20 protein-coding genes and 1 pseudogene are annotated in these 26,769 nt (G+C 50.5%); 4 read left to right on the plus strand and 17 right to left on the minus strand.

Annotation, left to right across the window (positions count from 1 at the left end):
• Positions 1-12 precede the first annotated feature (12 nt).
• The 5 genes from ACUN0G_RS13150 to ACUN0G_RS13170 all read right to left on the minus strand — a co-directional run bounded on the left by ACUN0G_RS13150 (position 13) and on the right by ACUN0G_RS13170 (position 7,926).
• Positions 13-318: a hypothetical protein gene (locus ACUN0G_RS13150; protein ID WP_169386759.1), complete on the minus strand. Its 306-nt coding sequence runs from the start codon at positions 316-318 to the stop codon at positions 13-15.
• Between the two features lie 494 nt (positions 319-812).
• Entirely contained in the window at positions 813-1,418 is a 606-nt protein-coding gene (locus tag ACUN0G_RS13155) for a helix-turn-helix domain-containing protein (RefSeq protein WP_122736360.1), read from the minus strand.
• 706 nt (positions 1,419-2,124) lie between these two features.
• The gene (locus ACUN0G_RS13160; protein WP_445573611.1) at positions 2,125-3,975 is read right to left on the minus strand and encodes a UvrD-helicase domain-containing protein; all 1,851 of its coding nucleotides are present in this window, start codon (positions 3,973-3,975) and stop codon (positions 2,125-2,127) included.
• Between the two features lie 56 nt (positions 3,976-4,031).
• Positions 4,032-5,954 carry an ATP-dependent nuclease gene (locus ACUN0G_RS13165; protein WP_445573612.1) on the minus strand — a complete coding sequence of 641 codons (1,923 nt, stop codon included), beginning with the start codon at positions 5,952-5,954 and terminating at the stop codon, positions 4,032-4,034.
• A 475-nt stretch (positions 5,955-6,429) separates the two neighbouring features.
• On the minus strand, positions 6,430-7,926 hold the full coding sequence (locus ACUN0G_RS13170; RefSeq protein ID WP_445573613.1) for a hypothetical protein: 1,497 nt from the start codon (positions 7,924-7,926) through the stop codon (positions 6,430-6,432).
• An 830-nt stretch (positions 7,927-8,756) separates the two neighbouring features.
• Here ACUN0G_RS13170 and ACUN0G_RS13175 point away from each other — a divergent pair.
• Positions 8,757-9,848: an AbiJ-related protein gene (locus ACUN0G_RS13175; protein WP_445573614.1), complete on the plus strand. Its 1,092-nt coding sequence runs from the start codon at positions 8,757-8,759 to the stop codon at positions 9,846-9,848.
• 17 nt (positions 9,849-9,865) lie between these two features.
• Positions 9,866-10,021, plus strand: a complete 156-nt coding sequence (locus ACUN0G_RS13180) for an abortive infection family protein (RefSeq protein WP_445575554.1) — start codon at positions 9,866-9,868, stop codon at positions 10,019-10,021.
• A 370-nt stretch (positions 10,022-10,391) separates the two neighbouring features.
• On the opposite strand, the gene ACUN0G_RS13185 is transcribed toward ACUN0G_RS13180, so the two are convergent.
• The 4 genes and pseudogenes from ACUN0G_RS13185 to ACUN0G_RS13200 all read right to left on the minus strand — a co-directional run bounded on the left by ACUN0G_RS13185 (position 10,392) and on the right by ACUN0G_RS13200 (position 14,555).
• On the minus strand, positions 10,392-12,008 hold the full coding sequence (locus tag ACUN0G_RS13185; RefSeq protein WP_445573615.1) for a hypothetical protein: 1,617 nt from the start codon (positions 12,006-12,008) through the stop codon (positions 10,392-10,394).
• A gap of 116 nt (positions 12,009-12,124) precedes the next feature.
• Positions 12,125-12,334 (minus strand): annotated as a pseudogene (locus ACUN0G_RS13190) (IS3 family transposase); the annotation flags it as partial.
• 24 nt (positions 12,335-12,358) lie between these two features.
• A complete protein-coding gene (locus tag ACUN0G_RS13195) occupies positions 12,359-13,702 on the minus strand; it encodes a hypothetical protein (RefSeq protein WP_445573616.1) in 1,344 nt (447 codons plus the stop codon).
• Positions 13,703-14,303: 601 nt separating this feature from the next.
• Positions 14,304-14,555 (minus strand): hypothetical protein, encoded by a 252-nt coding sequence (locus ACUN0G_RS13200; protein WP_130138149.1) that lies wholly within the window; start codon positions 14,553-14,555, stop codon positions 14,304-14,306.
• A gap of 125 nt (positions 14,556-14,680) precedes the next feature.
• Between ACUN0G_RS13200 and ACUN0G_RS13205 the strand changes: the two genes are divergently transcribed.
• Positions 14,681-15,793 (plus strand): hypothetical protein, encoded by a 1,113-nt coding sequence (locus tag ACUN0G_RS13205; protein WP_445573617.1) that lies wholly within the window; start codon positions 14,681-14,683, stop codon positions 15,791-15,793.
• 460 nt (positions 15,794-16,253) lie between these two features.
• Here ACUN0G_RS13205 and ACUN0G_RS13210 read toward each other — a convergent pair whose 3' ends face one another.
• The 8 genes from ACUN0G_RS13210 to ACUN0G_RS13245 all read right to left on the minus strand — a co-directional run bounded on the left by ACUN0G_RS13210 (position 16,254) and on the right by ACUN0G_RS13245 (position 24,884).
• Positions 16,254-16,775, minus strand: coding sequence for a hypothetical protein (locus tag ACUN0G_RS13210; RefSeq protein WP_130138151.1), 522 nt, complete (start codon positions 16,773-16,775; stop codon positions 16,254-16,256).
• The gene (locus ACUN0G_RS13215; RefSeq protein ID WP_130138152.1) at positions 16,772-17,134 is read right to left on the minus strand and encodes a hypothetical protein; all 363 of its coding nucleotides are present in this window, start codon (positions 17,132-17,134) and stop codon (positions 16,772-16,774) included. The genes ACUN0G_RS13210 and ACUN0G_RS13215 overlap by 4 nt, the downstream gene beginning before the upstream one ends.
• 556 nt (positions 17,135-17,690) lie before the next feature.
• Positions 17,691-18,464: a hypothetical protein gene (locus ACUN0G_RS13220; RefSeq protein WP_130138153.1), complete on the minus strand. Its 774-nt coding sequence runs from the start codon at positions 18,462-18,464 to the stop codon at positions 17,691-17,693.
• Between the two features lie 236 nt (positions 18,465-18,700).
• Entirely contained in the window at positions 18,701-19,108 is a 408-nt protein-coding gene (locus ACUN0G_RS13225) for a hypothetical protein (RefSeq protein ID WP_445573618.1), read from the minus strand.
• Positions 19,109-20,095: 987 nt separating this feature from the next.
• Complete coding sequence (locus ACUN0G_RS13230) at positions 20,096-20,869, minus strand: hypothetical protein (protein WP_130138153.1); 774 nt, start codon at positions 20,867-20,869, stop codon at positions 20,096-20,098.
• 236 nt (positions 20,870-21,105) lie between these two features.
• On the minus strand, positions 21,106-21,771 hold the full coding sequence (locus ACUN0G_RS13235; RefSeq protein ID WP_130138154.1) for a retron system putative HNH endonuclease: 666 nt from the start codon (positions 21,769-21,771) through the stop codon (positions 21,106-21,108).
• Positions 21,758-23,083 (minus strand): AAA family ATPase, encoded by a 1,326-nt coding sequence (locus ACUN0G_RS13240; RefSeq protein ID WP_445573619.1) that lies wholly within the window; start codon positions 23,081-23,083, stop codon positions 21,758-21,760. The genes ACUN0G_RS13235 and ACUN0G_RS13240 overlap by 14 nt, the downstream gene beginning before the upstream one ends.
• A gap of 1,144 nt (positions 23,084-24,227) precedes the next feature.
• Complete coding sequence (locus tag ACUN0G_RS13245; protein ID WP_445573620.1) at positions 24,228-24,884, minus strand: acetyltransferase; 657 nt, start codon at positions 24,882-24,884, stop codon at positions 24,228-24,230.
• Positions 24,885-25,549: 665 nt separating this feature from the next.
• Here ACUN0G_RS13245 and ACUN0G_RS13250 point away from each other — a divergent pair.
• Positions 25,550-26,671 (plus strand): DegT/DnrJ/EryC1/StrS family aminotransferase, encoded by a 1,122-nt coding sequence (locus ACUN0G_RS13250; RefSeq protein ID WP_445573621.1) that lies wholly within the window; start codon positions 25,550-25,552, stop codon positions 26,669-26,671.
• Positions 26,672-26,769: the final 98 nt, after the last annotated feature.

A 26,769-nucleotide genomic window follows, 5' to 3' on the forward strand; every position in this document is an offset into this window, starting at 1 on the left:
CATGGGGGGCGGTCAGTGACTGTCACGGAAAAAGTCATCTTTAGCGGCCAGCCCGAAATCGTCTCCCGGCCTTTTAGGGCCAGTCTCAAACATGTGCGCTTTGCGTTTCTCCTGCTTGAGGTAAGCGAGGGTAGCTAAAAAACAGTTTTCGCAGAGATGCACCTCATAGCGTTCACCGTCGTGCAAGGCACCATAGCCCCAATGCGCATGGAGGTTCCCATACTCCAAGTTGCCGCTTCCTAGACGGGTAGAGCAATCGCATACGTCACAACGCACGTCGGTCACAGCTTCGACTTCTACACGACCTGTGATTTTCATCCCATCCAAGCCTCGGTTAACACATAACTCAAGTTTAGAGGTTCAAAGCTTGGCCGCTTTGCCATCGGTCAGTTCTTACAGAACCGCCCAGTCGCAATAGCTTGAGGGGCTGTGGGGGGGGCAGATTGGAATGCACTCGGCTACAGCTGACGAGGATTTCATCAAATGGTATTAGCGCCAACGCTGAATTGACCCCCTGCTGACGTGGGATTAGCCCACCCTCAAGTCAACACAAATCCAGTAAAAGTAGTGGTTGCGAGGGGGCTGCCCGGGTCAGTGATATCTCGGCAACTGGATCAATTCGGCGCTGGCGCCAACACTTCTGGTCGCCTGATTGTTGGCTAACCTTGGGGGGACTTGTCTGTTGTGTCCATTGCGGTCAAGCGGGCCACGTTTTCGTGCCGCGACTCGAGCCAGGCCTAGCAACCGACCTGACTCTGCATTTCGAGATTCAGTCTTAAGCGGTTCACTACCTTAGTGTACTGGCACAAGATCTATATCCCCAGAATCGTGTAGACATTATGCCGTTGCCTTGCATCCGATCCCTCCAACGTGATGCGCACCAAGGTATGGCTGTAAAGGATGTCGAGTGCCGGTCGAATATGAGCCCTTTGGCAACCCAAATATCCCAACATCGTCTCGTAGTTTATTGGGATGGACTCCGATCCGTTAGGACGCAGCGAGATCAACAGAAGGTAGATTTTCAAAGCTGTCAGTGGAATAGCACCCCGATTCAGAATTTCGGGCAACTGCTTACGGATACGCTCGTAAGGAATCTTTCCCCAGCCCTCATCTTTCCTCGTTGACGTCAGTTCGTACTCATAAATGTGTGCGGTTTTGTCCACCTTGACCATCCCGCGCTCAACGAGTACTTGAAGGCCACGTATGACCATTGGCCTTGATAGGCCGGTCAGAGCTTCTAGGTCTGAGATAGACAATTTTGCTTTTTGCGAGTGAAAGTCGATCGAGGTTGAAATTGCCAGGAAGCATTTCAATGCAGCGATGTTTAACCCCGCGCTTTTTCCACCACCAAATTTGATTAGCCCTATCTGCGGATCCCTAATCCACCAGGTAGGGCACTTGCTGAAACGGATTGCCATTAATCATCTCCTTTTGAAATCGCGCGGCAAAGCTGACGGACGCACTCGGCTACAACTAGGAGGGCAACCACAGAAATAACAGTTACTAAAACCAACGGATTAGCATTGGAAATTGCAGAAATAAACGAAACAAAGGTATTCATCTCAGCACCTATTCATCGAGAGTGTCAGCGCAGGCTACGACAATATTCTACGTCTATCTAGAAGGAGTGTTTTTTTTTATGTATAAAATATATGTATTTTTTCTATGAAAATCAGTACATTACGTAAGGTATTTTTGGTAAATGAGTTGCGCATAGTAGTAAATGAGAAGCCAAAAAATGCACAAAATCGGTAAATGAAAATTGATGGCCGTTGGTCTGAAAGTAAATGGGAAGGGCTTTTTTATAAACATGGATGCACTGAGCATGTCTAGCATTGGGTGATCCCCTCCTTGGGGTGTTTCCCTTGCTACGCTGGGGGCCGGGCTTTCGTGCTGATTATCGAGCCAGGTCAAACAGCCGCCCCGTCTCACCCACTCGGGCTTCAATCCCTAACACCATTCGGGTGGGCTGATACGAGCAATGTGTCCCGTCTCTCAGCCATCGAAGCGTTGCACCTGTACATCGAGCTGATGATGGTCTCGATCAGTTCTGGACGATGAGTTGCTAATGGCTCAACGCCTGTCAGGAAGCCCTCGCTCTCGAAGGCTGCACTCCTTGTCCTGCTACAGCAAATAGGTGATGGCCCACCCTTGATCGGCCAATGCCGTTTTACACTCCTCCGAAACCCGTTCTGCATTGACTGCCAAGCATAGAAAGCTGGTAGGTCGCGACATACCGACATACAGGTTTCGAAATTGAGAAAGCTGAGTCTCAGGCATTTTCCCGGAGCGAGTGCCAATCCCAGCGATGATGGGCAATGCTAGCTGCAGGTCGAAGCGACGACTTGGATGGCCTAGTGACTCCATGACGAGGGTCGCCAGATGCGTTTCGCCTTTCATCGAGGCGAGGGTACCGATATGAATATTTAAGCTGCGACCATTTTTTTCGATAGAGCACATGGACCGGTGGGCTCCTTGAATAGCCATGGCCTCTGGTCGCTCAAAAACCGGGAGCGCGGCGAATATCTGTGGCGTCATGTGATTAGGTAGCAACGGACGCAGTCTGACGTATAAAGAATTCACGATACGGATACGCCTAGCTTCATCCGCATCGCTCACGTTTGCCATGCACAGATCACGAATCAGTAGCCGGAAGGCTGAAACATCTCCATCAGCATCGCGGAGTTTTCGAATTAACTGATGATCGGTTTTCAAGCCTTCGACAATCTCTGCCTTGGCCGCGCGCAGTACCAAAAACAGTGCTCTGCGGATCTCCTCAAATCTTAATGAAAATGATGCGTTTACGGCAGGCTTGGCTCCCCCGAGAAGCGCCCAGATTCGCACAAGCTTGAGTCCGGGTGATTGGCCGCCACCCGAGGCCGGCCAGTAGTCTAAGAGGGTACGGCCTGCTAACTGTTTTATGGCATCTCCCTGTTTGCGAGCGCAAAGGGCTTTGACTTTTCCACTGGTCAGATCGGTATCGCTGAACCGGTCTAGTACATGATCTCCAAAGGTCGAAATCACATCCTTTACTCGCCCTGTGCTGTAGACGATCAGCATGGACGCGTGGCGGTCTACGGCCTCTCCAGTAACAGCGGTACCTGCTAGCTGTGTTCTAGACACAGACTTAGCGATGTGGGGACCAAAGCGCTTGCTGGAGGAGATAGGAAGTACGTCGCCTCGGGGGAAAGTCAGGTTTTCCGCGCCTTCCGAGCTTCCAAGGATTCGTTGATTGATGTCGCCGAAGCGCTGAACGATAACGGTCTCATCGAACATCAGTTTCAACAAACGCTCTTGCTCCCAGGACGTGTCCTGCATTTCGTCGATAAAGACGATAGGGAATCTTCGGGATAGCTGGGTACGAACCTTAGGGAAAAGGGTCAGCAAACGTTCTGCGTACGCGAACATGTCCGCGTGCCGGAAAACCCCTTCAGCAACGAGCTTTTCTTTGATACCGACGATTGTTGGAAGGGTTTTCGCGCCTGGTTTAGGGAGCGAGCCAAACTCGCTGGCGAGGTCCAGAGAGGCACCTTTGTACACCAGCCCCTCTAGCATGGGCGCGACGCTTGCATTATTTTGCATATAAAGCTTCAAACCAAAGCTAGCTTGGGCTAACGCCAATGCTCGCCGAGCAAAGATATCGTTGTCGATCACCTCGACAGTCATCCCATTGCTTCGCAGGTAGGGCAGAGCCAGAAACTGATTCACCATGGCGTGAATCGTCCCGATGAAGTGGGGATGCGAGAGCAGGCGACTCCCGTCATGGCTTGTACCTAACCGGTGTTGAATCTCATCCCGTGCGACATTGGTATGACTGAGCACACAAACGCCTGCGCGGCTTGAGGTCCATCTGCGGCTCAGCATCAAGAGCTTCGCAGCCAGTACCGTGGTCTTGCCACTGCCTGGCGCGGCGTTGATGTCACGAGACAGGTTCTCCAGTAATACGGCACGCCGCTCTTGATCATCGAAGTTCAAGTCAGGTGTCAGTTCGCGTAGAGCCGCTAGATCGGCAGCATTGATCACAGGGACTGTCATGGCTCAGCCCTGCCAGTCAGATGCCGTAACGCCTGCTGTAGGTAAGGCGGCAGCTTGTTAAACAGGTCCTCGCCTTTCCCATAGTTGCCTGTTGAAATCAGGTGAGCAGCGTATTGGGCGGTGATCGCTTTTGATGCATCTTTTTCAACGAGTGGCTGGTAAATGAGTGACGCCAGTTCCACTGGCGAGTGTCCAGCGTTCGAGAGGTCTTTCCAACGCTCACCTGCCTCGAAGATCGTTTTCTTCTCATCGTCCTCCGTTAGTCGTTCACCCCTCGAATCTGCCTTTTTAGCCAGGTGGATTGCGTCATGCATCAACTGGGCACATCCATGAAGGGCGAGATCGAATTCCAGCGTCCAGTTGTTGGAGACGCAGACAATTGTGCTGCCACCCTGGGCGCGGTCGACCTTCGCTTTGACTAGTACGTCGACTTCCTCTGGCGTGTAGTCTTTTTCGAATCGTTTACGGTTGTTCTTGGGAGGAGATATGTATGTGGCCTCATTGGGAACGATGTCACGATCCGTGATGCAGGCGACAGGAATGGGAATCGCCGAGCCATCAATCGGCTGCAGGATTCGCGCGTAGTGATAAAGCCCAACTCCGCCGACGTTAACGCAAGAAATGCCGTGTTCGTTGAACGAGTATCCTGAAGCTGCAGCCAAAGCGGGCAGTAGCAGCGCTTCTGCTGGCCCTTCCACGATCGCAACGCCCCGAGCGAAGAACAGATTCGCTTTGGTGGCATCGATAAAGCGCCTCAAAAACTCGTAATCGCTTTTTAGCAGTTTGGTCTTCCCGTGAGCCAGGCTGAATAGGTGGGCACGGTTTACCAAGGTCAGGCTTGCGATGTCCGCACCCGCCGCCAGAGATGGGCTGTGAGTAGTCATGATGATCTGAACAGCGCGGCTATCTGGCTCCGCTGCCTTGGAGGTGCGTTCGAGCAGCTGTTGAACGCGCTCCTGCAGTTGCGGATGGAGATGGGCCTCGGGTTCCTCGATCAGAAGCAATCCGAGTTCATCACCGTCCCGCAGCAGAACAAGCTCAGTCGCCATGAACAGAGCGTTGTTATAGCCGAGTCCGCGAATGCACCGCTCACCTGGGTCTATGGTGGAGGATGGCAGCAGCGCTAATTCGAAGCGCTCCAGAATGGGCTGCAGGCCCAGCTCCGGAGCGATCTGGATACGTGAGGACAGCGCATCGCCGGCGAACGCGAACTTGTTCAGGTAGTTGTCGTTGATGTCGTCCTGGACATCTCTGATGACCTGATGCTCGCCCAAGTGGTGCTGAGCAAAAGCCATCAACCCTACCAGGTTGCTGGGGACGGTAGCTGGGGCCGCTAGGTCGAAGTCATTTTGCTCTTGGCCATCAATGCGTTTATGGGCGCCCAAAATTTGAGACAGTCGAGACTGGCGACCAGGGCGCAACTCGGCTTCGGCATCTCGAAGGGGGCGCAAGTAGGTGGCCCGTATGAGCTCGCGAACCGCCGTGCCGATCTCTGGCCCCGTGCCGTTCGGGCCAGAGCAGGTGATTGCCTCGACCCGTCCACGCTTGTTGGCCTTCGGTGGTATCCAACGCGCATACACGTGGACGATCAAGCTATGAGACCCGTCTGCTTCGTGGGTCATCCATTCGAGAACGGAGGCTTCTTGCGCGGGGTCCAGGTCCACAAGGGTGGCTTCGATGAACAGGGAGCGGGCTCGTGTTGTGCCCCTGATGTGAAAGTCAGTTTCGAAGAGGCGAATGAACTCGTAGCTGGTTGTCCATAGAACGTAGCGGATCGCGTCTATTACAGAGGTTTTGCCGGAGTCGTTTTCCCCCACAAGGATGTTCAGTCCTGGGGCAAGCTCCCAATCAAGTGATGGGGCAACCGTACCGTCGCCAAACGCACGAAAATTTGACGCCCTTATCCGCTTCAAATGCATCTTGCTTCTCCGTCCTGTTGGAAAGCCTGTCCCAAATGGCGTAAGGCAGTCCGTGCGCTCTGTGGGTGTGATTGGCTTTTATCACGGGAGAACGCGGGTCGGAAGGGTGAGTTAGTGGCTGGAAGCCATTAATGAGGCTGGAATGAGGACTCCATGAGCATTTGGATGCTCATTCCATGAATACTTGGACACTCATTTCATAGCCACTTGGACTGTGACTTCCACTGATTCTATCCAAGCCCAGTCAACCAGCAATGCAGGACTATCCACTACCGTTGACCTCTTTTTTCGACGCGAAGAGGTCGTTGTGGAGCGTATATCTCATTCAGCGTTACAACTGGACAGGGCCGCATCAGCACAACAGCTTCGCACCGCTGGAGGTTGCGGAAGAAAAACTCAATTCTTTGTCCGGGAATTGTTGACTACTACAGGCAACCATCGAGTCGAGCCATGAACTTAGAAGGAGTACAAAAAATCAAGGGTGACTTACAGGGATAAAGTGGTGCTCCAAGGTTTTCAGTAAAGACGCATCCCCCACAGATTTAGCAGCCTGTCGAATATCCTCGGGGCCACACACGATCAAGTTAAATTTGGCACTGTTCGCGATGCGTGTTTTTTCGATCCGTTGCAGGGCTTCAGGAGACAGAAGTCCGCTCGTCCACAGTTCAAACTGTGGTTTGGGTTTGTCCCACTTTATGTTTTGCAAATGGTGCCTGACCCGCTTAATGCGAGTATTTAGCCATAGGCCTATCTCCTCATCACTGACAAGGATGCCAGGCCCCATACCTTTACACTCGATGAATCGGGCTGAAACTCCGTCTTTCACAGCCCAGACATCCACCTCAGCCTTACCGTCCACACCCGAGCAGATTTTGTTGAGCTGAACCTCCCCAGGAAAAGTCTTCCGAACGAGCTCGGCAATGAGTAGTTCGAAGAAGGATCCTCGCATGTTCCCTAAAGCCCCTTCGAGCTTGCTTAGCCTTGTAATGACATCATCGAGTTTTCCGGAGTCCACCACTCCTTGTACGGCGTTCTTTAGTGTTTTGGTCAGATCGCGGAATGCCTCAGCCACGTCCTTACCAAAAAGAGACTCAGGAGTCGCGGGTATGACACCGGCCGATCTCAGTTCAGCGAATGCGCCGTTTTCGAAGCGCTGTCCGACCAATAGGAACATCACGCGACCAATGTTCCCCAATGCTTGGAGTGTTTTAACTTTGTGGAGAAAAGGTTTGATTGCGCTGACGCTGACATTGTCGAGTAGGAGAACATCGCACGCGATGAATCCAGGCTTGAGTTCGCCTTTGCCACGATCAGCTAGAGCGGTGCTGTAGCTCGGAGCGCTGAGATCCCAGTTAAAGGTGCCGACGCTAGGTAACTTCTCTTCAATTCCTCCTCTGAGGATGACGCTGTTGTAGCTAGCGAACGCTAGGTTTCGTAGCCATTCCTTGATGCTATCGAGAAGCACGGATTCTGCCATCAGGCGTGCACGGACACCGGCTGAGATTGCATCCAAATCCGGGCTCATACATGTCTGTCTAGTCATCACGCATGGTCCAATTCCAGGCTGGTCTTTCACCACTAAGACGCCAGCCTCTGTCATGCGTTTGAGGACAGCAGCGGAGGCAATATGTCGCTTCTGAGCTATCGGTGCGCCACAGGCGATGTGAAAGTGATGGACTGGCAATATCTCACGGCAAAGGACAGCAGCTAGTGCCCACGAGTAGGCGCCATCGACGGAGAAAATTGCTTTATAAAGGTTTTCCCAGTACTCATCCGTCGCATACTGCCTTTTGAGGTATACAAATGTTGCGCCGCGTGCGAAAGGCAAGCTCTTCAGCTTTTGAAATTCATCTGAAGCACGGCTTATGCGTTGGCGAGCGGCCTCAGAAGAGAGGCCGTGCTTCCCAGCTAGGTAACTCGCCAGCTTTGTACTTAGGCAAGGTCCCAGTTCCTCCAGCGCATCCTTGATCATGTGATCCTCCTTCACGTTATGTCACAGAGCGCTATTTATAATTTAAAATCAATACTCCTTGCATGGTGAAAAATAGCTGTTAAATATTTTGTTTAAAATCAATTAGTTACACATAAAAAAAATCAAAATTCGATCAGCGCTCTGTCACAGCAAAAAAAGGATGGCCTGAATTACCATTGATTTGCTCTTTAGCGTGATTGTCAGGATTTTGTACGCTGACTTTCATTTCGGCGAAGCTACAGTCCACCCCCCAAGCTTGCTTGCAAACGTCAGTAACTATCGAGACTACGTTTGGCAGCTTCTTTGAAGCCCGCTCTGATCATCAGTTCATGCATCGTGGTGTGCGGCGCTTTTTTCAAAGCTTGCTCAAATGAGGTCAGGCGTAAGCCAATAACGCCTTTACGTCGTGATCGTTGAGCATGAACACACCTGCCGCCACATTTGCTCCTCGTGTGCCCATCACAACCAGGTCTGCGTACATACCTTGAGTTAGTGCAAATCCTTGCTGCTTCCCTGGAGCCGTGAATGCGCCTTTTTGCTCAAGCCCAGCATTCTCGTAAAAATCTATCAGGTCATAGCCGCACAACAGGGAGGTATCGCGCGGATCTACATCTCGTAAGCGGGGTTAGCTGAAGGGAGGGCACGCTTGCAGGTTCAGGGAATGAGGACCACAAGTAGGGAAAGGGTTGAAAACTGAAGGGCATGTGCATGGCCCGTGGTTTACTGGGCATGCTCGGGTTTAGCTTTTCACCGACCTATCTATTTTTTGATAGCAGATGGCCCTTCCTGCTAGCTACGATGACTCTCAGTTATCAGGATTGGGGGGCCGTATGGAGCAAACCGAAATTGAGCCGCTTTTGGCGACGGTATACGCGGTTCTCCGCGCAGAGGGTGCTGATGAGGCGGCGGAGGTAGTCCGCGGTCATCCTGCGAATGCGGAACTGACAGGCAACGACAACTGGAATGGCGGAACCAACTATTGGGAAATTCGCTTCATCATTCCTGCTTTGGAGTACGCCAAGCTCGGGGTCAAACGGGTCCAACTCCAGGAAAGGATCACAACCGCGTTAAGGACGGTAACTGAGCACGAACAAAGCGATGCGTACTCGGCGCTGATCGTGCCTGCACGTGAGTATCAGGTGGATTGGCGTTCCGGGAAGTCTTCCAACCTACCGAAATCGGTGCGGCAAAACATCACGGATGGGCTACGTCTAGAGAACGTAAAGTGGTATGGGGAGCTCAATGATGTTGAGTTTCTGAGTCGCCTGTATGAGCTCGAAACCCTTCCTTCCACGGACAATCGCTACAAAGACGCCGTCGGCGACATTTGGCAACATCGCTACAACAACGATGACTGGGAGGATGACTGGGTCTTCAGCGACTCCCGATTCAACCTCTTCGATGGGAGCGCTGAGGCATTTCTCCGGTTTCTCTGCGAAACGGTGCACCCCGTAGTTCGCCCCCAACGAGAAGAAGCGATTAAGCTCGTTGAGCATTTCAACGATCAACTCCAGAACGCCGGCTGGGAATTGTACCAGGAGCAGCAAATCGCCGGCCGCCCGCGCTTTTCCTACCGGTTGATAAGCAGCGCTTCGACAGAAGCGAACGCAACCAGGTCGGTCATGCGAGCGAGAGTTGTTGTCGAGGCGCTGAGCGCCGGATGGATGGCGAAGCAAATTGAACGTCTGGAATATGCAGTCGATTCGGACCCCGAACTGGCGATCGGGACAGCCAAAGAACTGGTGGAAAGCTGCTGCAAGTCCATTCTCACGAAACGAGAAATTCCGTTCACCAAGGCCGATGACCTAGGCAATCTTACAAAGAAGGTCACCAAAGCATTGCAGCTGGTTCCCGACGGAGTCAGTGAAGCAGCTAAGGCTCGGAAAACATCAAGAATATTCTCCGCAATCTCACTCAGTTGACCAGCAATCTCACGCAGTTGAGAGGTTTGTACGGTACCGGGCATGGCAAAGATGGCCAACATCGCGGTCTGCAGCCCAGGCATGCTCGGCTTGCGGTTGCCGCAGCAGTGGCATTTATCGATTTCGTATCGGAAACGCATCGATACCGAGAAGCTTCCGAGCCGGAGAGGTGAAGAGATTGGCAGAGCAGTCGTTTGATGGGCCCGAAGGGCATTAGCCCCGATCGGCTCGCTTCCCTTCCGACGCTAATAATGTTCCAGCCAGACGTTTCCACATACCTCCATCAACAAACAGCGGGCTGACGTCCGCTGTGGCCGAGGAAAAACTTAACGCAGTGTCCGAGATTAGTTGACCACTACCATTCAGCCCCACCTAGATGTGTGAAATTCCGCGCTGGGTCATCGTTGCTGACCCTTCGAGTGGGTCAATGAGTTCCGGTAGCTCGGGTCAAAAACGTATCCCAAACAGTCTTTTCCACCTCGGCGATTCAATTCACCAGGCGTACGTAGTGAAGCCATGGGGTGCTGCTGGATTTGACAAATCTTAGGTGCCTTCGCACTCCGTAATAGCTAACTGCAGGGCTTTTTCGAATGGCTCTGCATCCATTCTGAGTCGGTGGTCGAGCTGCTTGAATTGATTCTGCAGATCTCTCCGATAGTCGCACGTTGTCTGCATATCTATACCTTGAATCACCTCGGTGCGGAGAGTGTTTGCAACTTCGACAAGATCGGCGTTGGCCTGAAGCTTGTTGTGACCACGAATGACTACCCCCAGCAAATAACGTTTAAAGGAGTCTGAGATTTTCTCGCTTGGGATAATGATTTGTAGCATTTCACCCATGGATTTGGTGGCTTGCTTGGATATGTAATATCGATCAAAGCCTTCCACATTGCGGATCTCTTCGGGTATTTCAGAGTCCTTTATGCGTGCACATTGTTCAGCCCAATCCGTAGCAACGCTGATCAAACGATACAGCAGGTAGTGAAATGGCGTAGGCCATTCCAAGTGATCGATTCTGGCTGTAAGTGGCAGCATTTGCTTTATAATTTCTTTCGCAAAATATTGAAAGTAATGCAGCCACATGTGGTCTGTTAGCCCCTGATGGATACCTTCGTGGACCATGATCTCGAACATGGTGATGCCGGAGTTGATTGGGCAGCGAAATCGCCCTTGCTCAAAATAAGACATCAGCGGTTCATTGAGTTTCGTGACTAGCTTTCTATCTTCGGACAGTCGCCGGAGTACGGCATTACCGATTGCCTGAGACACTCCACTATCGGCTGCTTTAGAGGCATCTGCGAAAAAAAAGCGCAGCAGTCGATTGCTCTCCGGGAGTGCTAGGCGATTTCCGCTATTTAGGTTTTGGTTGTTCTTGAGTTCAACGTAGAGACGGCTGCCTGGGGCGGCGAGCATGGCATCCAGACACTCTTCGATGAAATCGGAGCGTGTCGCCTCATCGGACTCGGTCAGCTTGAGGCAGAAGTAGGGGTGGGTTACTGCTAGGTAATGAACTAGTTCAGGTGATGTCACGAGGATTAGCAAGGTTTCGCGGGCCTGCACTCTTGAATGGTCCATTTTCAAGAACCAAACCTTCACCTTTCTCAGCACTTTGCTCATGCCTTGGCGCCACATGCTTGGGGAGGGGGGCGTCCTGCCATGCAGGAGCACCACAAAATCCAAACGAGAATAGGCGACGCAATCGATCCAACGAACGAGCCAATGTTCTCCTTTGCTCATGCGGATTAGCTTCGGCAATTGCGGCTCAACATGCAGAACCAGCTCGCCGTAGCGCTTGGTGAAAAGAAAGTTTTCGATTAATTCGCGGAAGACAGGGATTTTTCCTCGGACTAAAGATGGTGTTCGTGTTCTCCAGAAGAAATACAAAGCGCCCGTTAATAGGAGGAGATAGACCGCACTCGAACTGTTCAGTCCCCACCGCCACGGCCCAAGACTGTAATACAGACCGAGCTCCATCAAGGCAGGGGCGAAAACCAGGTAGTGAGCGAGAAAAAGGATGGAGAACCCTATCGTCCAATCCAGCCATGTCAAACAGAAGCGGAGCTGCAGCTTGCTGGTGGGTGAAATGAGAGCCCATACAGCGGCAACCACACCAAGAATGGTCAACAAGTTCGTTGTGTCTATTGCGGAAGGTGCGGTCATGATCTATGTGTCGTGTCCGATGGAGGCATGTAGAGAAGTAGGGAGGTAGAGAGCCCATATTGTTGCCGCTGACCGAAAACTGACCCAGTGGGGATGCGGACAAAAACTTGGACTGGTTATGCCGCGAAGCCCAGGCTTTCACGATACTCAATGGGACCGAGCGCGCCGAGGGAAATCTTTATACGTTTTTCGTTGTACCAGCGAATGTATGAATCCAAAGCCTGAATGAACTGCTCGATGCTCGTTGACTGCCAGTTGCGAGGATAGAACAGCTCCGTTTTCAGTCGGCCGAAGAAACCTTCACAAGCCGCGTTGTCAGGTATGCAGATGTCGACATTCATCTGTCCCTCTTACCAATGATCTCCCGGCTCTCCATCCTCTTGGCTTAGTACTAAATGACCGGGCAATGGCTGAGCCGTTTTATGCCGACCTATGCGGTAGTGAGCGGTGGTTTCATTGACCGCCCAATTCTCATTTCTCGCCGTCGTGTGTTCGGGCATGAGGTAGTTGGCATATACCCAGCGTAATCGGGAACCTTCTGGATCAAATCGCCACATCTCGAAAGTATTGCGTGCATGACGCTGTTGATCCACAGAATTGTTACCGAGCGCCTCGTAGCCCACGTGCACAACGCCAGGGCAATCAGTAGGTAATTGCTTGGTGGCTTTTGCAATAAGAGCCCGAAAGTGGCGTGCCTTGCTCTCCGCTGCCTCAGGCGATCCACTACGCCAGCTGACCACACTGGCTTGGTTTACCCAGTATGCATGGAGTGGGCGCTGCGGAGATGGCTCCCACAGCGCCTTAAAGCTGTGGTCGAAATCCTGCCGATACCTCCCTGCTAGCAACTCAACCATTCTGCTTGAGCCATAGAACACATCATCGTGCTGCAACACCTGCTGGAGGAGATCCAGCCGAGCGTCCTGAATGAAACCGATAGCGATCTCGTCCTCCCAAACACGCGAACTCGGATCGGATAAACAATCGCGCAACCTGTTTACTAGATATCCCATGGGGACGTCTTTTAGCTCGACTAGAAACATCACCTCACAGAGGACTGACAATCCAAGCTGTTCGGATAATTCGTGTACAGGCTGCGCCAAAACCAAGGCGTACTGATACTCCTGCTCCTCATATTCGTTTCGGTTTACCCGCTTGCATTCCGCCGCCCACCGTCGCCGGCCATTGGTGACCAGCAAATCCTGGGTTTTCGCAACACCCGGCTGTTCGGGAACAAATGTGACTGTTCTCCATCCTCGGCTTTTGTAGGCACCGGCAACAAGAACCTCATAGAGACCTGCATCCGGCTGGCGTTTACCTTTAGTTATTAATGTCTCAAGGCGATCTTCAATGCCAACGACATGAGATAGCTGCGGGAGCATTTGACCCAGCCGAGCGAACACCGGGCTAATCCTGAAAGCATCGGGCTCGAAATAGTCATGTCGTCGACCAGGGGAAGCATATGCAGCAGCCTGGAAGAGGTACCAGAAGATTGCGTCTTCCGGATCAAAAAGGGGCTCAGGATTGCCTTGCGCCCATGCTCTCTTTCCAGCCTCGAATCGATCCCTCACTGCATCCATACGTTGCGACCAAACAGATTCCGTCACCATGTTTCGGAACCAATCGATTACGCGTAGCACAGAGTCATCCGTCCAATCATGCCCATCGCGTTGAGCAATCCACATCGGATGACTCATTTTTTTTCCCCCTATATGAATCGCCCCAGATCGGTACTAGCTGATACCGAGAAGCGCCTTAAGCCCATCCAATGTCACGCCGGTGAAGATACCTTCGGCGGCGATCAATGCTGGGGCTACGATCACCTTCTTGCCGATCCAACTCAGAAAATTGCTCACCTTCCATGAACTGAGGTGCGGCTTGGACTCGACGTATTTCCCTGAAAAACAGAAGGCTATGTGCGTAGAAGGATAGTACGGATCATGGGCTTAGGCGGGGCCGCACGAGCTAGAGATTCGATCAAGTGCACCCACGCCTAATTCACTAGGAAGGGGAGCAGCTTATGATTGAACCTTGGCAAAAAAGTCGTACCCCAGAACTGAAGAAGCTGCTTGACCAATTCAATGCGCGCGCACCGTTGAACCCAGACGACGACCCAGACCTTTCTGGCAATGAGTTCCTTTCTGCGACAGACGAAGAGTCCCGCGAGTTGAGCTTGCAAGGTCTCTAGAGAATCCAGGGCGATTCAAGGTGTCAATATACTTGTTCAGCCGGCGTGTTCACTTGAGGGGAGCACAGTGGCCCTGCGGGGCTCGCCGGAGGGCCACTGATGTCTGAGGATCACTCAGGCTGAGACTCGAGCGGTGGACGCTTTAGCACCTCCTTCATTGTGGGTTTCGTGATCAGCATCCGTTCAGAAGCCACATCTTGGATCTTCAAATAGCTGCGGATATCAGAGGGGGTGAGCTTCACTTGCGAGTCTGTCTCGTCGCGGATGATGTTTGCAATTGTTTGTGCGCTCATCCCTGCCTCATCAAGCTGAGTGATGCGGGAGTAGTTTATTTCGCGGAACAATGGGGCTAGTACTGGCATGGGTTTTTCCTCTCTGCCGATTATTGGATGCTAGGTCTTATTCTGCTGCCTGGCGATCTCAAGCTTACGGCTGTTTTACGAGGTGCGCTATTTCAAACCGGGAAACCCCAATTTGGAGTTGACAATTGCCAAGAATTGAGTATACGAAATCAGAGCTCTACGTTAAAGATGACCTAGAGCGCTTGTTCTGGATTGAGATCGCCAAGCGGAAGGCACGTCTTTTGTTTGGAGATGCTTATGCACGACTGGTGAGCTTGAGAAGTGAGCTCGAGGAGTATTTCGTCAGTGTTGCCGACGATCTGGACGAGCCGTGGACAGATGGCGACGCGGCTGTACTCAATATTGTGCAGTTCGGATGGCACGTGCTGGACCGTGTGTCAGATCCTAGCCATGCCGCACTGATTGAAAAAGCGGCCCAAAAATACTTTGGGGTGGCAACTGATCTCTACAATCAGATCCCCTATCACCAAGGGTTTTACTTCTACGATTTTTCTCTGGAAACGGATTTGGAGGCACTTCATGATTGGTGGTCCTACATTACGTCTCACAGAGGTCGAGAGGACCTGGGTACGTCTGGACAGTTTTCCACTGTTGGAGAGGCAAGGCCGATTGCGGCAACCGAGGACGTGACCTTCACGGGCGATGATGAACCTACGATTAGGGTAGGTGACTCTGTTAGTACTATCACCTCGCTTCAAGCGCCAGTTTCGTTTCCTAGGCGGGTGAGTAGGCAGCGTTGTTGGGTCCACTCTACAGATGAGGCGGAAATTGTTATAAACGGACACGAGCTGATAAATCAGCTTGTGTTGCACGTTGATCTATTTGAGCCGTTGCCATCGATGCAGAGAATCGAAGCTATGTTGGTTAGCAAGCAGCGTGCTGCCAATGCGTTTCGCGATTTAGCTCTGCTCCAAAAGGGCATTCTTCCTGAAAAGGCCCCGTTCGCAGATAGAGCAAACATCGACACATTACTTGCCTTGCTAGTCGAGCCTCCCGGGGCCCATAAACTTATGAAGGCTGTGAATAGTGTCAGGCCTATGATCGCCGGACTCCGAGCTTGGGATCTTATTGACGGTGGAATGGTCGAGTCCAAGGCAGCTAAAAAGGTGAGTGAGGAACTAAGGGGTATAAATGGCGCAGAGGTTTTCAGTCAGGCAAGGGTTATGCGAGCGCTAAAGAATGTAGTCCAGCCTTTAGTGGAACAATACGAACCGGATTTGTTGCCTTGGAATATATGAGGAGGTGATATGAAAAAATCAGGTTCTCTGGCTCGCGGCCTCTCCTGCCTGAGCTGGCTGTATGCCTAACCCCGGGTGGGACAGTTCTACCCGCGGCTAAGGGCCTACGGAGCCAGTTTGCTCACGGGCTTAAGGGCTGACTGGGGGAGTCGCAGGTACCACTGCAATGGGTTTCTTCAGCTTATCTGCGACTTTTTCCGCCTTAAGCTGTTCGCGGTTACCTATATCAACTTCCCCATGTCGCGTCCTCATCGAGTGGATCCCATAATTCACGCTTCACAAGCGGTACACCTAGTATGATGCTCGGTATTCCATATCTCCTTATTAGCGATTTAGTGAGAGGTGCTCAGATCATCTAAAAGGCCTTCGGTTAACGTAATAACCTGGTGAAATTACGATAAAATATGCTCTTTCTAACACCAATGCAGAAGGGTGGTTTATCTGTTTGCATATGAATAATTCACGCTTCTCCTGATTTCGCGTCAGTTTTGTGTAAGTCTTCGCTCCCAATATATATGGTCGCTCCGGTAACTCCTCCAATTCTTGGCTGAGTAATTTGGCTAGAATCTTGTAAGTTTAAGTTGTGGTTTTCATATTGACCCCATAACTTTAAAAGTACAGCTTCTGGTGCGTTTAATTTCCTCGCGTCGTTGATTCCGCTCAGCATCTCTTGGCGAACCATACGATGAGCTTTCAACCGCTGCTCCTGCTGAATACCCTTAGAGCCAGAGCGATGAAAGATAATCCCTCCTGCAATTCCCGCAAGGCTCATCAAGGCTATTACGCCAGCTTGAGGCAAAAACTGAATATTCGGAATTAAACCACCAATGAGCATTCCGACCACTCCACCCACCACACCATAAAGTGCGGCTGTCGACAGCTTATTGAGATTTTCACTCGTCTGTATGATTCCGTCTGCGTAGCTCTTCAGATCACGTGTAGCAGATTCTAGAGATGCACGAGCTTGTTTTCTCTTATTCATAGCTGGTTCTCCACGCTACACACCATTTGCCACTCATCAATTGAAGCAGCTATACGTCGGCGCGATAGGATTGCAGATGAATAAAGGAAACAGCTTATCCTGAAGCAGCGTAACGATTGAATAAACACAAAACCAACCAGCAGCGTCACGGTTGGCAGGTACAATTCAAATCTTACGTCCTCAAAAGTTGAGTGAATCAGCAAGGATAGAAGAACCATTAGCAATATAAATGAGGCCGCTAACGCGGTCAGGCTGAGTAGGCGCTGATATTTGATTTTTAATAGCGCAATCTCGATTCTGTACTTTGCAGACTCTGCATTCGATAATAATTCGTCATCATTTTCTACTTTTATCTTCATGTATTTTCTCTTCCGACTAATTGTGCAGGCTTGTTGGTTTTTTAAAATCAGTTGTTAATTTTCTCATCAGTAAATACTCTTTTGTTATTAATTCCTCATTGATTTCTAAATTATTAGCTAGCTCAAACTGAGAAGTCCCCAGCTCCTCAACCATCTATCATGTATAGCCCTATATCCTCGAAAATGCTCGAGCAGGGTGTCGATGCCCGGCATATCTGGGGGCGAACTGCTGTTTGGCTCCTCGCCTGGCGCTGCCCCTGGATTGATCCAGTTGCCGACGCAAGACTGCCCCATCTCAAAACCTGCAAAAATCCAGCACAGACAATGATTCACGAGAAGTCAGGCTGGGGCAGTGAAATCTCGGCAACTGGGTCACCTGGGCATCGGCGCCGATACTAGAGGTCGACTGTTGCAGCTTCGCCCTTGCTATTCGGCCATCAGCAACACTATGCGAAGGGCTGCTTTGGGGAAAAGAAGGGTATTTATTACCAAGTACGATTCGGCTCGGGCTTACGGTCTCTTTCAAGGCGAATTGGTCGGATTCCGACCTAAAATGTTAAGTACGCTTGTTTTTCTTCTGCTTCATTTTCGCCTTTTTGCTTGTTTCTGGCTGTGGATCTTCAATATGGAGAAAAAGTTTAGATTTATCCAGTAGTTCATATAGATATTCTTGCTGGTCCCTGTTCTTAAATACATCTGCCGAATGTTGGTCCTTACGATATTGAATCTCTTCAGCCAAAATAGAGCACAAGTCCGAGAGATCTTCGAAGCTTCCTGCCACAGAGAAGCCAGTGCTTAGAGCTGGGTAAAGGGTCAAGGCTTTATTGTCAGGCAAAAAAGCCACTACCCCACACATCAATTCGTGATTACTATTTCCGCCGTGCCCGGCCCAGTTGTGTCGAAGATCCATAAATTTCGCGTGATTTTTTTGCTGAGATTCTGACATTCTCTTCAATATTTGTGTTTCTTGTAGTTGGGCAATTCTTCCCTCAGCCGAGGTAAAGCATTTTCCGTACAGGGTAATTGCGGACAGGTATAAGCTACTGCAAATCAATTGGTTTGGGTCATCGAATTTAAACTCTTTAACCGGTAAGTCTTTTTGCAATTTTTCGTTGACTATTTTGCTGCCGAGCTCTGTATAAGCTTGAATTTTGTAAACGTCGTTGAGCATTGCTTGATATCCTGCCGTCAATCTAGCAGGGTGAGAATCGATCTTTGCTATTTTGCATAATATGTCATTATGATATATTTTTAGAATTTTGCCGTTGCTAACTAAGTCAGAGCCAATCCTAATTCCATTGTCTTTGAGTGACTTGTTTATATCTTCCATAGTTATTCCGGGCATTTAGAAAGGATTATTTGATGTGTACGTTTTCAAGTTAGTCAACCATTCACTTTGCCGGTAACTGAACTGCCCTTGTTTCGCGAATAAACTGAGTGACGGATTTTGCCGATAGCAGTCAATCATGACAGGCGGTTTCCGGCCAGAAACCGCCGCTGGTTGAGTTTCTCATGTTAGGACGTCATTCAGGCTGAACAGTATTAAAGAAAGCCGGAAAAATTCATTCAGGGTAGCAACGCCTTTGCAAACGCGGAGTAATGTTGGCCGCTATCAGCCGCTTCGGACAGGATGTCTAGCATGGGCTGTCGAACATCATCCTGCACGTTTGGCTGATCAATAATCTTTCGCAAGGCGAATAATTTTTTGACAACTTGGCATCGAATGTCTTTCGCTAAATCCGGACGATTTAGGCCTAGCGTATCAATGGTGGTTTTCCCTCGGGGATGTTTGTAACCGACCAGCGCTACATTCGTCACAGGATCAAATGTATAGGTCAGGAAATCGTCAGGATTTTCCTTAGCAGGGTTAATAAGAGGCCCATCTTGAGCCGCATTCGGGAATTTTTCACCTTTATAGGCCGCCCCGTTGCACACACCGCAAGCTAGCAGGAGGTTGCTCCACCGGACAAGCATTTTCGGATAGCGCTTTTTAGGTTTGAAGTGCTCGATATGGGAGTAAGAAACATGCTCAATGAAAGACTCACAAACTGGTTCTCCACGCTACACACCATTTGCCACTCATCAATTGAAGCAGCTATACGTCGGCGCGATAGGATTGCAGATGAATAAAGGAAACAGCTTATCCTGAAGCAGCGTAACGATTGAATAAACACAAAACCAACCAGCAGCGTCACGGTTGGCAGGTACAATTCAAATCTTACGTCCTCAAAAGTTGAGTGAATCAGCAAGGATAGAAGAACCATTAGCAATATAAATGAGGCCGCTAACGCGGTCAGGCTGAGTAGGCGCTGATATTTGATTTTTAATAGCGCAATCTCGATTCTGTACTTTGCAGACTCTGCATTCGATAATAATTCGTCATCATTTTCTACTTTTATCTTCATGTATTTTCTCTTCCGACTAATTGTGCAGGCTTGTTGGTTTTTTAAAATCAGTTGTTAATTTTCTCATCAGTAAATACTCTTTTGTTATTAATTCCTCATTGATTTCTAAATTATTAGCTAGCTCAAACTGAGAAGTCCCCAGCTCCTCAACCATCTATCATGTATAGCCCTATATCCTCGAAAATGCTCGAGCAGGGTGTCGATGCCCGGCATATCTGGGGGCGAACTGCTGTTTGGCTCCTCGCCTGGCGCTGCCCCTGGATTGATCCAGTTGCCGACGCAAGACTGCCCCATCTCAAAACCTGCAAAAATCCAGCACAGACAATGATTCACGAGAAGTCAGGCTGGGGCAGTGAAATCTCGGCAACTGGGTCACCTGGGCATCGGCGCCGATACTAGAGGTCGACTGTTGCAGCTTCGCCCTTGCTATTCGGCCATCAGCAACACTATGCGAAGGGCTGCTTTGGGGAAAAGAAGGGTATTTATTACCAAGTACGATTCGGCTCGGGCTTACGGTCTCTTTCAAGGCGAATTGGTCGGATTCCGACCTAAAATGTTAAGTACGCTTGTTTTTCTTCTGCTTCATTTTCGCCTTTTTGCTTGTTTCTGGCTGTGGATCTTCAATATGGAGAAAAAGTTTAGATTTATCCAGTAGTTCATATAGATATTCTTGCTGGTCCCTGTTCTTAAATACATCTGCCGAATGTTGGTCCTTACGATATTGAATCTCTTCAGCCAAAATAGAGCACAAGTCCGAGAGATCTTCGAAGCTTCCTGCCACAGAGAAGCCAGTGCTTAGAGCTGGGTAAAGGGTCAAGGCTTTATTGTCAGGCAAAAAAGCCACTACCCCACACATCAATTCGTGATTACTATTTCCGCCGTGCCCGGCCCAGTTGTGTCGAAGATCCATAAATTTCGCGTGATTTTTTTGCTGAGATTCTGACATTCTCTTCAATATTTGTGTTTCTTGTAGTTGGGCAATTCTTCCCTCAGCCGAGGTAAAGCATTTTCCGTACAGGGTAATTGCGGACAGGTATAAGCTACTGCAAATCAATTGGTTTGGGTCATCGAATTTAAACTCTTTAACCGGTAAGTCTTTTTGCAATTTTTCGTTGACTATTTTGCTGCCGAGCTCTGTATAAGCTTGAATTTTGTAAACGTCGTTGAGCATTGCTTGATATCCTGCCGTCAATCTAGCAGGGTGAGAATCGATCTTTGCTATTTTGCATAATATGTCATTATGATATATTTTTAGAATTTTGCCGTTGCTAACTAAGTCAGAGCCAATCCTAATTCCATTGTCTTTGAGTGACTTGTTTATATCTTCCATAGTTATTCCGGGCATTTAGAAAGGATTATTTGATGTGTACGTTTTCAAGTTAGTCAACCATTCACTTTGCCGGTAACTGAACTGCCCTTGTTTCGCGAATAAACTGAGTGACGGATTTTGCCGATAGCAGTCAATCATGACAGGCGGTTTCCGGCCAGAAACCGCCGCTGGTTGAGTTTCTCATGTTAGGACGTCATTCAGGCTGAACAGTATTAAAGAAAGCCGGAAAAATTCATTCAGGGTAGCAACGCCTTTGCAAACGCGGAGTAATGTTGGCCGCTATCAGCCGCTTCGGACAGGATGTCTAGCATGGGCTGTCGAACATCATCCTGCACGTTTGGCTGATCAATAATCTTTCGCAAGGCGAATAATTTTTTGACAACTTGGCATCGAATGTCTTTCGCTAAATCCGGACGATTTAGGCCTAGCGTATCAATGGTGGTTTTCCCTCGGGGATGTTTGTAACCGACCAGCGCTACATTCGTCACAGGATCAAATGTATAGGTCAGGAAATCGTCAGGATTTTCCTTAGCAGGGTTAATAAGAGGCCCATCTTGAGCCGCATTCGGGAATTTTTCACCTTTATAGGCCGCCCCGTTGCACACACCGCAAGCTAGCAGGAGGTTGCTCCACCGGACAAGCATTTTCGGATAGCGCTTTTTAGGTTTGAAGTGCTCGATATGGGAGTAAGAAACATGCTCAATGAAAGACTCACAAAAGGCACATTTACGCTGGTGCATGTCGCGTAAGGCATTCTTGATTTCTTTATGGCGATATTTCCTTTCTGCAGAGTCGATCGCGTCAGCATCACCAGATGCCCTAGCTGCCAAGTAATCAGCCGTCCAAGTCGTTTCATTCTGCTTGAGAATGTTGGGTTGTAACGGTCGCTTAAGCTTGATCATCTATAAAGCTCGCCAGGAGTTTATCAATCCTCTGATCTAGTTCCTGAGCGCCAGATGGGCCGCTCGTAAGATCTTTGATCTGGGGCTGGAGCTTTTTCAGAGCGGCCTTATCCGCACGCGTTTTGTCCGGTTTATTGAATAACTGGGAGTACTGTTCCATTTTTTCGTTGGTTTGTGGCGAATATGCTGACACCAAGCCAAACGCCTCTGTAGTCAATATCTTGTCTACGGATAGCTTGTGTAGGTCATCCACTGGATGGAATGTAGCTCCCTTGTCGCCCTTCGAAATCTTGACTGTCAACGCATCTTCGCCCGCGCCTGCGGCGACCAAGGGACTGTGGGTGGTCACGATGAATTGAAGCTTGGGGAACGCACGTCTGAGTTTGAGGGCAATGTCTCTTTGCCACAGCGGGTGCAGGTGGATGTCCAACTCGTCAATCAGCACCACCCCTTGCTCGTGGGCTGGGTTTTTGCTCTCAGGAAACGCTAGCAGCAAGCGCCAGACCAAATCGCCCGCAAACGCCAAGATGCTCCGATACCCATCACTGAGCGAGAGCGTGGGTACTTTTTCTCCATTGACGCTGTAGAGGATGCGTCCTTCGGAGGAGATGGAGTCGAAGTAGACATCATCCGGTAAGAGACTGTCGATGGCCTCGATACCGTACTTCAAAGTCCTTCGGTCTTTTTCATGACCGTCTTTAGCAATTCGATAGTCCAGGTAGACCATCCAACGTTCAAAAACCGCCAGCGCTTCGTCTTCCTGGAACTGGCTGATGAAGTTGTTATGCCGAGCCTGCGGTTCCAGGGTCGGCACAATGATCTGATGAGAGCGTGTAAGTCGTCGAAAAGGTCCGTAACCTGCGCAGAACCAACCTTGCCCCTTGCTCGTGAATGCGTTCTGCCGAAGCCAGCTCAAAGCCCGATCCGGGTTTTCGTGAACACCCGGTGCTGTGTGGGTCTTGTTCCGGATTGTGACAGGCCGGTCACCTGTAATGTGGTAGCTGTAGGCGAAAACGCGTCGGCGTTTTTCCTCGCCAAAGTCCCCTGGGTCCATAGGACCTTGGTGAACTCGAATAGATATTTTACCCGCCATTTTCTCATCGCGCAGCCAACCAGTGGGGCGAGGCAGCAGGCTGGGAATACTGTCTGGCCCGGCAAGCAGCAAGCCGAGCGATTGCAGAATTGTACTTTTCCCGCAGCCGTTCTCACTGAGAAATGTAATCCACTGGTAGGGAGTATTCTCCTGATCGAGTTTCAAGGTCTGCTGCTCGAAACATTTGATGTTTTCGATGGAGAACTCTTTAATCCACATGACGGTTTCGCTTCTGTTTTACCCTGTCCGCAGACTACCGGAATAGGGGAAGGATGCCTATCAAAGCGACTCGATAAAGCTCACACCTTTATGGCTGTGTATCCCTGGATACTAAGCTCAGAGGCTATTTAAGGGAGAACCAAATCTAGGGTGCTCCGATCAACTTGCCGAACATTGGCAGCAAGACGAAATTCCCCGACAGGCGCCGCTACTTGCTGAAAAGCGAACGATTCACCGCGTAATGGTGCGCCATTTTCCGACTTACCGAATCCGTTGCTGCTTCTCAAACGGGGACCGAGGCGTCACACCAACGGTGATCGAATCATGATGCAGACACACTTATCAACAAGCTTGGCACGTCTGCTGTTTTACAGCGACTAGGGAAGCCAGCACGACTCCCAAAGCTTCCGCCAGCGACTGTGGCGCTATCGTTTAAAGCAGAGCATGAATCGACGCGTAACCTGCCACGACTAGAGACTCAGCCGACGCGGCTTTTTTCTCTGAATTCGTCAACTCGACTATCACGACCAATAAATACGAAGTCAGGCCAGTCACCAGTCAAATCCGGCGGTGACCCTTCCCCTGGCCGGAAAATCGGCCCATGTACACCATGATCCTTTTTCCAGTGACACCCCGGTCGACGGCTCAATTCACGTTTGGTTGATGACCATCGGTCTCGTTGCCTACTTCATCCCACGTCTATGATTCCAGGGCCGGCGGCCGACCAACCGCCGGTGCTCTTGAACGCATGTGAGAGCCCGTCGTTTCTAGCTGCGACAGTTTTAATTCTCTAGTGCACGTGTCCGAATCGGTTTTCTGAGTGGTTGCGACAGTTTTGCGTTTCCTCCCCAATAGGCTGCAGGCCACAAAAAACGGGCCCCTTCCGCGACAGTTTTAATTCTCTAAATTCATTTTGAGAATCAAAACCGTCGCAGGTGCCGCTTGATCTCGGGCGGCGCCTCACGTGACACAGCTGGAATCAGGGCTAGCTCGTTCAACGAGTGATCTATGAATCACGCGACGTGAGGCGCGAAGCATGACGTCGAGGCGCTTGCTCGTGGGATTCAGCCTGAGTTACGCGGCCGGCTATCGCTCAAAGCGACGTCTTAAAACCAGACTTTTTCATGTGGTTTATTCGCGTTGATTATTGTTGAGTCGTGCGCAATGGCTTTGCTGGATTACCAAATACTGTTGTGTAAGGTTCCACGCTTTTCGTAACAACGGATCCCATCCCAACAACGGCGCCCTCACCAATGACGATGGGTCTGTCGGGAGAGCCGTGACGAATAATCGCGCCAGTCCCAATGTAGGCATGATCTTCGATTACAACGCGTCCATTGCAATGCACGTTAGGGGCGAACGTCACGAAGTTACCAATCACACAGTCGTGGGCAACATACGAATAAATGTTCGCGTGAAAAAAATCACCGATTTTTGCATTCGCAGTGATAGTGGTAAATGGGCAGAGGATCGCGCCTTGACCAATAGTATTGTTGCTTAAATTCAGGGCATTCAGAGCTGAAATAGTGAAGGGAGTTATGCCCGCCGAAATAAGGCGTTCGGAGATTTCCTGCCTCGGTTTACTATCCGCGATAGCGATGTTGAAAAACTTATCCCCCTCCATGCTTAAGAAAGACTCACTACTCACCACATCATAGCCATTCACGGTCTTTTCTTTCGAATTATCGACCACGAAGATAATTTTGAAGTTATCTTGATTTATCACGCTCGGCATTGTGTTGACCAGCGGTGCAACCTCACGCCCAAAACCGCCTGCGCCTACAATTGCGTAAATTTTCATCTCAGCTCCTGAGAGTTCTTATGAATCATTCCTGGTCTGAGCGACTCTACAGCCGAAAGTTGCCAGTGTCTGGAGTGGTCTAGTGCACTGTTCTCGAAATAACTTACTTATAATTTCCGGATCAAAGCGTCTCCAGCATTCGTTGAGTTTTTCTCAACATCCCTTCTCGCTTTGCGCTCCAAACATATTGGGTTGGCTGAGTATTGCGTAACCCCCTGGATGTTGCAATTGCGCTTTCCAGCGCAAGCACGGGACGAAGTTGCCGTCGCGCAGGCACACCGTGATGCCTCGAAATAAGCGCTCCACATCCAGGAAGTGGATGTCGGGGGGAGTTGAATAGGGAAGCATGGATGCTCTGCCTGCCTGATGTTCACGGCCCCATAGCACATACCGTAGCTTGATTGTCGGGCTGGAGAAGCACGTCCAGCCGTGGAATGTTGTCCCGGGGCTCGCCTTCGGCATCCAGCAGGGTAATGCGCGTTGCCGGCGGTCTCGCTGAAGGATGGCGGCAGCTGAATGGATCAACAGTCCCATGTCAAATAATGCAGTTCTGTGTAAGGGCCCATTAGCCCGTCAGCGGTAGGGTAGTTAGAAGTTGGCGCGATTTCTGCTTAAGCCCTCTTTGGATAATACGGGACGACATTTCATTGACGGCAGTGTGTACCATGAAAAACATCATCAAGTTGTTAGTTCCTGAGGTGCCTAAAGTCGAGCAGATCCTCACTTACTGGCAGCAAATCGATGAAAACCAGTGGTACACCAACTTCGGCCCGCTTGTAATCGAGCTCGAACGTCGGCTGTCGCTCTCATTTAGTCGGGAGCCAACGCAGGTACACATCGTATCTATGGCGAATGGTACCTGTGCGCTGCAAATAGCTTTGGAAGCTTTGAAGCTACGCCGCGGGGCGCGCGTACTGGTGCCCGGATTGACATTCGTCGCCACGGCAACAGCGATCATCAGGGCTGGGCTCACTCCCTTGATCAGCGACGTAAACTCCGAAAGCTGGTTGCTGACGCCTGCTATCGCACGCGCAGCACTCGCTGAAATGCCATTCGACGCAGTGATGCCAGTCTCCACTTACGGCTGCCCCCAGGATGTCGCAGGCTGGGACCTGTTCAGTGCCGAAACCGGCATCCCTGTGGTTATCGACGCCGCAGGTGCCTGGGGTAACCAGAAGATCGGCCTGACCACCAAAGTCGCCTTCAGCCTGCACGCCACTAAGGCCCTCGGTGGTGGAGAAGGGGGGTTCGTCGCTTCGCGGAACCATGCCTATGCCCAGAGCATGAGAACGTTGAGTAACTTCGGTATCGATGCACACAGCGGCGGGCTGGTGTTCGAGGCGGGTGAGAACGGCAAGATGAGCGAATATCACGCCGCCGTTGCACTGGCTGCCCTGGACAACTGGCCAACCACTGCTGAAGCACGACGCAACCTGCATCAACACTACACCGAGCAGCTTCTGGAAAAAATTCCCGCGCTGAAACTTCAGGTCAAACCCATGGATGGCGTTTACAGCCTGATGCTGGTGCTACTGCCCCCGGGATTCCGGGCTGTTGATATTCAACTGCGGCTGCTGGGCAAAGATATCGAAACCCGCCGCTGGTACTGCCCACCCCTGCAAGACCACCCGGCCTTTCAGGCGTTCGCGAAGGGCCCGCTGCCAATGGTTGACCTCCTGGCTGAACGCCTGTTGGGTTTGCCATTTCATCTTTCATTGAACGATGCAAGCATCCGAAGAGTTATCGATTGCCTGGCTGAGTTGCTTGCTGAAAAGCAGGTGAGTTAATGACCGTTATGCCTTGTGAAAAGCCTCTGGTCGTCATAGTCACTGGCGCCAATATGGCAAATCATCAGCTCCTGGAATTACTTCGCTCTGGTACACGC

It is taken from the genome of Pseudomonas sp. 32A, assembly GCF_052682255.1.

Bases quoted from the DNA above. Each gene is read 5' to 3' on its own strand.
- ACUN0G_RS13150 (WP_169386759.1), bottom strand. From the start codon at position 318: ATGAAAATCACAGGTCGTGTAGAAGTCGAAGCTGTGACCGACGTGCGT.
- ACUN0G_RS13155 (WP_122736360.1), bottom strand. From the start codon at position 1,418: ATGGCAATCCGTTTCAGCAAGTGCCCTACCTGGTGGATTAGGGATCCG.
- ACUN0G_RS13165 (WP_445573612.1), bottom strand. From the start codon at position 5,954: ATGCATTTGAAGCGGATAAGGGCGTCAAATTTTCGTGCGTTTGGCGAC.
- ACUN0G_RS13170 (WP_445573613.1), bottom strand. From the start codon at position 7,926: ATGATCAAGGATGCGCTGGAGGAACTGGGACCTTGCCTAAGTACAAAG.
- ACUN0G_RS13175 (WP_445573614.1), top strand. From the start codon at position 8,757: ATGGAGCAAACCGAAATTGAGCCGCTTTTGGCGACGGTATACGCGGTT.
- ACUN0G_RS13185 (WP_445573615.1), bottom strand. From the start codon at position 12,008: ATGACCGCACCTTCCGCAATAGACACAACGAACTTGTTGACCATTCTT.
- ACUN0G_RS13195 (WP_445573616.1), bottom strand. From the start codon at position 13,702: ATGAGTCATCCGATGTGGATTGCTCAACGCGATGGGCATGATTGGACG.
- ACUN0G_RS13200 (WP_130138149.1), bottom strand. From the start codon at position 14,555: ATGCCAGTACTAGCCCCATTGTTCCGCGAAATAAACTACTCCCGCATC.
- ACUN0G_RS13210 (WP_130138151.1), bottom strand. From the start codon at position 16,775: ATGAATAAGAGAAAACAAGCTCGTGCATCTCTAGAATCTGCTACACGT.
- ACUN0G_RS13215 (WP_130138152.1), bottom strand. From the start codon at position 17,134: ATGAAGATAAAAGTAGAAAATGATGACGAATTATTATCGAATGCAGAG.
- ACUN0G_RS13220 (WP_130138153.1), bottom strand. From the start codon at position 18,464: ATGGAAGATATAAACAAGTCACTCAAAGACAATGGAATTAGGATTGGC.
- ACUN0G_RS13225 (WP_445573618.1), bottom strand. From the start codon at position 19,108: ATGCTTGTCCGGTGGAGCAACCTCCTGCTAGCTTGCGGTGTGTGCAAC.
- ACUN0G_RS13230 (WP_130138153.1), bottom strand. From the start codon at position 20,869: ATGGAAGATATAAACAAGTCACTCAAAGACAATGGAATTAGGATTGGC.
- ACUN0G_RS13235 (WP_130138154.1), bottom strand. From the start codon at position 21,771: ATGATCAAGCTTAAGCGACCGTTACAACCCAACATTCTCAAGCAGAAT.
- ACUN0G_RS13240 (WP_445573619.1), bottom strand. From the start codon at position 23,083: ATGTGGATTAAAGAGTTCTCCATCGAAAACATCAAATGTTTCGAGCAG.
- ACUN0G_RS13245 (WP_445573620.1), bottom strand. From the start codon at position 24,884: ATGAAAATTTACGCAATTGTAGGCGCAGGCGGTTTTGGGCGTGAGGTT.
- ACUN0G_RS13250 (WP_445573621.1), top strand. From the start codon at position 25,550: ATGAAAAACATCATCAAGTTGTTAGTTCCTGAGGTGCCTAAAGTCGAG.